The following is a 1,233-nucleotide window of genomic DNA, read 5'->3' as shown; positions in this document are numbered from 1 at the left end:
CTCATTACTGAGACGGATAGATTAGTTTAGTACGTTAGCAACAACACCAGCGCCTACAGTACGGCCGCCTTCACGAATAGCAAAGCGAAGACCTTTGTCCATAGCGATTGGGTGGATAAGCTCTACGCCCATCTCAACGTTATCACCAGGCATAACCATTTCAGTACCGTCTTGTAATTGGATTGCACCAGTTACGTCAGTAGTACGGAAGTAGAACTGTGGACGATAGCCGTTTAGGAATGGAGTATGACGACCACCCTCTTCTTTTGACAGTACGTATACTTCTGCGTCAAACTTGGTGTGAGGAGTGATTGAACCTGGCTTAGCTAGTACTTGGCCACGTTGTACGTCTTCACGCTTAGTACCACGTAGTAGTACGCCACAGTTTTCGCCTGCACGACCTTCGTCAAGCAGTTTACGGAACATCTCTACACCAGTACAGGTGGTTTTTTGAGTGTCACGGATACCGACGATTTCGATTTCGTCGCCTACGCGTACGATACCAGATTCCACACGACCTGTTACAACAGTACCACGGCCTGAGATTGAGAATACGTCTTCGATTGGCATTAGGAATGCTTTGTCAACGTCACGCTCTGGCTCTGGGATGTAGGTGTCAAGAACGTTAAGAAGTTCTACAACCGCTGGTTGGCCGTATTTTTCTTGTGAGCCTTTTAGGGCTTCAGTCGCTGAACCATGGATGATTGGGGTATCATCACCTGGGAAGTCGTAGTCATTAAGAAGTTCACGAACTTCCATTTCTACAAGTTCTAGCAGTTCTTCGTCATCAACAACATCACATTTGTTCATGAATACGATGATGTACGGTACGCCAACCTGACGTGAAAGCAAGATGTGCTCACGGGTTTGTGGCATTGGGCCGTCAGTTGCTGATACGACTAGGATTGCGCCGTCCATTTGAGCGGCACCAGTGATCATGTTTTTAACATAATCGGCGTGACCTGGGCAATCGACGTGAGCGTAGTGACGTGCTGGAGTGTCATATTCTACGTGTGAGGTGTTGATGGTGATGCCACGTGCTTTTTCTTCTGGTGCTGAGTCAATAGACGCGTAGTCTTTGGCTTCGCCACCAGAGGTGATTGCTGCTACAGTTGCGATGGCAGCTGTTAGGGTTGTTTTACCGTGGTCAACGTGTCCGATTGTACCGACGTTGACGTGTGGCTTTACGCGTTCAAACTTGGCCTTTGCCATGGGTATTTCCTCTTTTTTTGG

1 protein-coding gene is annotated in these 1,233 nt (G+C 48.0%); it reads right to left on the bottom strand.

The window, feature by feature from the left end; all coding sequences use genetic code 11:
* Window positions 1-21 precede the first annotated feature (21 nt).
* Window positions 22-1,212 carry an elongation factor Tu gene (gene tuf / locus JFC08_RS13585; protein ID WP_055124836.1) on the bottom strand — a complete coding sequence of 397 codons (1,191 nt, stop codon included), beginning with the start codon at window positions 1,210-1,212 and terminating at the stop codon, window positions 22-24.
* Window positions 1,213-1,233 lie beyond the last annotated feature (21 nt).

The organism is Psychrobacter cibarius (genome assembly GCF_016107535.1).
Lineage (GTDB): Bacteria > Pseudomonadota > Gammaproteobacteria > Pseudomonadales > Moraxellaceae > Psychrobacter > Psychrobacter cibarius.
This window is presented reverse-complemented; position numbering and strand designations above follow the sequence as displayed.

Bases quoted from the DNA above. Each gene is read 5' to 3' on its own strand.
- tuf (WP_055124836.1), bottom strand. From the start codon at position 1,212: ATGGCAAAGGCCAAGTTTGAACGCGTAAAGCCACACGTCAACGTCGGT.